Origin of the sequence: Mesorhizobium sp. M4B.F.Ca.ET.089.01.1.1 (assembly GCF_004022605.1) — a bacterium.
Lineage (GTDB): Bacteria > Pseudomonadota > Alphaproteobacteria > Rhizobiales > Rhizobiaceae > Mesorhizobium > Mesorhizobium abyssinicae.
On sequence record NZ_RZOS01000411.1, the window covers coordinates 1 to 5,066 of the forward strand.

Genomic DNA, 5,066 nt, shown 5'->3' on the forward strand with positions numbered 1-5,066 from the left:
GACCTGAAGGAGCTCGGGGATCTGCATGGCTGACGCCGCCGCACTGGCCCTGGGCAAGGCTCCCGACGGCACCGGCTTCATGCGAGCCGGGTCCGGAGCGCCGGTTCTGCTGATCCATGGCGTCGGCATGGGCGCGGCGATCTGGCAGCCGCAGATCGCCTTGATGCAGGACCGCTTCGACCTGATTGCCATCGATATGCTCGGCCATGGCGGCTCGCCGCTGCCGCCGCAGGATGCCGGGCTGCCGGACTTCGCCGACCAGGCGATCCGCCTGCTCGACCATCTCGGCCTCGACCGCGTCGCGGTCGTCGGCCATTCGATGGGCGCGCTGGTCGCACAGGAGATCGCGCTGCGCGCCCCGTCGCGTGTCAGGTCCGTCGTTTGCCTCAACGCCGTCTTCCGCCGCCCTCCGGAACTTGCGCAAGCGGTGCGCGAACGGGCGGCGGCACTCGGCGGCCATGGCGATCCCCAGGCCATCGCCGCGACGATCGCGCGCTGGTTCGGCGATCCGATCCCGCCGGATCTGGCCGACGCCGCCGCGACCGCGCAAACCGCGCTCGAAGGCGTCGATGCCGAAGGCTACGCCCGCACCTATCGCCTCTTTGCCAGCGCCGACACGGCCCACGTCGATCGCCTTGCCGAGCTTGCCGCGCCGGCACTGTTCATGACCGGATCGGAGGATCGCAATTCCACGCCCGCAATGTCCGCCGCCATGGCGCGGCTCGCGCCATCAGGACAATGCCTGGTGCTGAGCGGAGAAAAGCACATGATGACAATCGCTTCGCCCAGGAAAGTGACTCAGCACATCACGGCCTTTCTCGACCGGACGGCCGACGTTGCCGCAAGCGCCGACGCCGCTTTCGACGCAATCGAATTCCGCCGCGCGCTGGGCTCCTTCCTGACCGGCGTCACCATCGTCACCACGGTGGACGAGGCAGGCGACCCGCGCGGCTTCACCGCCAACTCCTTCACCTCCGTCTCGCTCGAGCCGCCGCTGGTGCTTGTCTGCATCGCCAAGAAGGCGCTGGGGCATCAAGCCTTCTCGACCTCCAGGGGGTTCGCGATCAACATCCTGTCGGAAGACCAGAAGGCCGCGTCAGGCATTTTCGCCTCCAAGGCGGCCGACAAGTTCGCGTCGGTGATCTGGCAGCCGGGCCAGACGGGAAATCCCGTGATCGACGGTTCCGTCGCGGTCTTCGATTGCGACATGGAGCAACTGGTGGATGCCGGCGACCATTCGATCCTCATCGGCCGGGTCCACGATTTCACCCACAACGGCGCGCAGCCATTGGGCTATTGCCGGGGCGCCTATGTCACGCCGGGCCTCAGCCAGGAAGCGCTTGCCGCCGCCCCGCCCGGAACCGAAGTCGGCGCCATCCTCGAGAGCGAAGGCCGCGTGCTCTTCCTCGAGGCGGCGGATGGCTCCCACCAGTTGCCGGCCGGTCATGGCCTCGGCGCCGCGAACGATGCCCGCAGTCTGAGGGGAAAGCTTGCCGCCAAGGCGATCGACGCCGATCTTGGCTTCCTTTATGCGGTCTGGGACGATGCGACGGACGCCTCGCGCACCCATGTCTACTATCGCGGCACGGTGAGCGCCCCGCTGTCCGGCGACGGCCAGATCAGGCTTGTCGACATCGACCGGATGGCCGATCTCAAGATCGCCGATCCGGCGGTGCGCTCGATGCTCGCCCGTTATGCGCGCGAGCGCACCGAGGACCAGTTCGGCGTCTATGTCGGCAATGAGGTCGAAGGTGAGGTCCGGCCGCTCGCCAAGGCCGCGCCGTCAGCAGCAATCCATTCCGGCCACGGGTGAGACCGATGAAGTTTTCGCTTTTCGTCCATATGGAGCGCTCGGAACTGGCCAAGCCGCAATCCGAACTGCTGACGGAGCTGGAGGAACTCGTCGTGCTGGCCGAGCAGGCAGGCTTCGAGGCCGCCTGGATCGGCGAGCATCACGGCATGGAATTCACCATCTCGCCGAACCCGTTCGTCAACATCGCCTATCTCGCCGCCAAGACTTCAAGCATCCGCCTCGGCACCGGCACCATCATCGCGCCCTTCTGGCACCCGATCAAACTCGCCGGCGAAGCCGCGATGACCGACATCATCACCGGCGGCCGCCTCGACATCGGCATCGCGCGCGGCGCCTACAGCTATGAGTATCAGCGGCTCTTCCCCGGGCTCGATGCCTGGGGCGCAGGCCAGCGCATGCGCGAGATGGTGCCGGCACTGCGCGGCCTCTGGGACGGTGATTTCGAGTTGTCCGGCGAGTTCTGGTCCTTCCCGCCGACCACCTCCTCGCCCAAGCCCTTGCAAGCCCCCTACCCGCCGATCTGGGTGGCGGCCCGCGATCCGAATTCGCACGACTTCGCCGTCGCCAACAAATGCAACGTGCAAGTGACGCCGCTTGCCTCCGGCGACGGCGAGGTGGCGAGCCTGATGGAGCGCTTCAACACCGCCTGCCAGGCCCATCCGGACATAGCGCGACCGGAAATCATGCTGCTGATGCACACATTCGTGGCCGAGGACGCCGCCGACGCCGACCGTCTGGCACGGGATCTGTCGCTGTTCTACTGCCAGTTCGGCGCCTGGTTCCAGAACAAGAAGCCTGTGCATCAGGGCATTCTGGAGCCGCTGACCGAGGACGAGATCGCGGCCATGCCGCAATACGCGCCCGACAAGATCAGGCAGAACCTCGTCATCGGCGAGGCCGACGAGGTGATCGCCAGGCTGAAGGCCTATGAAGCGCAGGGCTACGACCAGTACTCGATCTGGATCGACAGCGGCCTTTCGCATGAGCGCAAGAAGAAGTCGCTGCGGCTCTTCATCGACAGGGTGATGCCGGCCTTCCAGGCGGGGTCGCGATGAGCACCGTAGCCTTCAAGAATTATATAGATGGGGCGTTCGTCGAGGCGGCGGCGACCTTTGACAGCATCGATCCTTCGACCGGCACCCCCTGGGCGACGATGCCGGCCGCTGGCGTCGCCGATGTCGACCGCGCCGTCGAGGCCGCGCATCGGGCGCTGCGTTCCGGTCCCTGGGCCTCGCTGACGGCGACGGCGCGCGGCAAGCTCCTGGTCAGGCTCGGCGATCTCGTCGCCGCCAATGCCGGCCGGTTGGCGGAACTGGAAACGCGCGACACCGGCAAGATCATCCGCGAGACGCGCGCCCAGATCGCCTATGTCGGCGACTATTACCGCTACTATGGCGGCCTCGCCGACAAGCACGAAGGCGCCTTCATCCCGATCGACAAGCCCGACATGGAGGTCACGGTCCGGCCGGAGCCGATCGGCGTCGTTGCCGCGGTCGTGCCTTGGAATTCGCAGCTCTTTTTGTCGGCGGTCAAGCTCGGCCCGGCGCTGGCAGCCGGCTGCACCGTCGTGCTCAAGGCTTCCGAGGAGGGTCCGGCGCCGCTGCTCGCCTTTGCCGAGCTTGTCCATGAGGCCGGCTTTCCGGCGGGTGCCGTCAACATCCTGACCGGCTTCGGCCACGATTGCGGACGCCGCCTGACCAGCCACCCGCTCGTCGCCCGCGTCGCCTTCACCGGCGGCCCCTCGACAGCCCGCCAGATCGTCGCCAACACGGCCGAGAACCTCGCCTATACGACGCTGGAACTCGGCGGCAAAAGCCCCGTTGTCGTGTTCGCCGACGCCGATCTCGACAGCGCCGCCAACGCCGTCGTCGCCGGCATCTTCGCCGCGACCGGCCAGAGCTGCGTCGCCGGCTCGCGCCTCCTAGTCGAGCGCTCGGTGAAGGACGAATTCCTTGCCCGGCTGAAGCGCAAGGCCGAGGCCATTGCCATCGGCGATCCACAGGACACCGCCACCGAAATGGGGCCGCTCGCAACCTTGCGCCAGCGCGAACGGATCGAGACGATCGTCGCCGAAAGCCTGGCCGGCGGCGGCCGGCTCATCACCGGCGGCGCACGGCCCGAGGGCAAGGCGGACGGCTTCTACTACGCGCCAACGATCATCGAGGCGCAGGACCAGGCGCTTGCCTGCGTGCGCGAGGAACTGTTCGGACCGGTGCTGAGCGCGATTGCCTTCGACAGCGAGGCGGAGGCGCTGGCGCTCGCCAACGACACGCCCTTCGGCCTCGCCTCCGGCGTCTTCACCACCAACCTCGCCAGAGCGCACCGCATGGCCCGCGGCATCCACGCCGGCGTGGTCTGGGTCAACACCTACCGCGCCGTCTCGCCGCTGGTTCCGTTCGGCGGCTACGGGCTGTCCGGTCTCGGCCGCGAAGGCGGCATCGACGCCATCCGCGACTACACGCGCTCGAAATCGGTGTGGATCCGCACATCGGACGAGCCGATCCCCGATCCCTTCGTCATGCGTTGAGGCGGCATGGCGACGGTGCACTGAAGAACAAGAAACGGAACACACAAAGTCAGAGGAGAACGACATGAAACTGATTTTCGCCGGCATCCTTGCCGGCCTCATGGCAACGACGGCCGCCAAGGCCGAGGAAATGGTGTTCACCAGTTGGGGCGGCACCACCCAGGAAGCCCAGACGAAATCCTGGGCCGAGCCGTTCACCGCTTCAGCCCGCGTCAAGGTGCTGCAGGACGGTCCGACCGACTACGGCAAGCTGAAGGCCATGGTCGACGCCAAGAACGTCACCTGGGACGTGGTCGACGTCGAAATGGACTTCGCCATCAAGGCGGCCAAGGACGGGCTGCTCGAGCCGATCGACTTCGCCGTCGTGCCGAAGGACGATCTCGATCCGCGCTTCAGCAACGAGCACGCAATCGGCAGCTTCTACTATTCCTTCGTGCTCGCCTGGAACAAGGGCGCGGTCTCCGGCGAGCCGGCCGGTTGGGCCGACATGTTCGACACCAAGAAATTCCCCGGCAAGCGCACCTTCTACAAATGGTCGGCGCCCGGCGCCATCGAGATCGCGCTGCTCGCCGACGGCGTGCCGGCTGACAAGCTCTATCCGCTTGACCTCGACCGCGCCTTCAAGAAGCTCGACACCATCAAGTCCGACATCGTCTGGTGGGGCGGCGGCGCTGAATCGCAGCAGCTGATCGCCTCCGGCGAGGCCGCCTTCGGCCAGCTCTGGAA

4 protein-coding genes are annotated in these 5,066 nt (G+C 66.8%); all 4 read left to right on the plus strand.

The features are described 5' to 3' along the window. The first annotated feature begins 25 nt into the window (after window positions 1-25). On the plus strand, window positions 26-1,813 hold the full coding sequence (locus EN780_RS27195; RefSeq protein ID WP_128275840.1) for an alpha/beta fold hydrolase: 1,788 nt from the start codon (window positions 26-28) through the stop codon (window positions 1,811-1,813). A gap of 5 nt (window positions 1,814-1,818) precedes the next feature. After that, window positions 1,819-2,868, plus strand: coding sequence for an LLM class flavin-dependent oxidoreductase (locus EN780_RS27200; RefSeq protein WP_128275841.1), 1,050 nt, complete (start codon window positions 1,819-1,821; stop codon window positions 2,866-2,868). Next, window positions 2,865-4,340: an aldehyde dehydrogenase gene (locus tag EN780_RS27205; RefSeq protein WP_127392305.1), complete on the plus strand. Its 1,476-nt coding sequence runs from the start codon at window positions 2,865-2,867 to the stop codon at window positions 4,338-4,340. The genes EN780_RS27200 and EN780_RS27205 overlap by 4 nt, the downstream gene beginning before the upstream one ends. A gap of 64 nt (window positions 4,341-4,404) precedes the next feature. Then, window positions 4,405-5,066 (plus strand): extracellular solute-binding protein (locus tag EN780_RS27210; protein WP_128275842.1); only part of this gene is annotated, 662 nt, incomplete at its 3' end.

Coding starts and splice junctions, on each gene's coding strand:
- EN780_RS27195 (WP_128275840.1), top strand. CDS start 26: ATGGCTGACGCCGCCGCACTGGCCCTGGGCAAGGCTCCCGACGGCACC.
- EN780_RS27200 (WP_128275841.1), top strand. CDS start 1,819: ATGAAGTTTTCGCTTTTCGTCCATATGGAGCGCTCGGAACTGGCCAAG.
- EN780_RS27205 (WP_127392305.1), top strand. CDS start 2,865: ATGAGCACCGTAGCCTTCAAGAATTATATAGATGGGGCGTTCGTCGAG.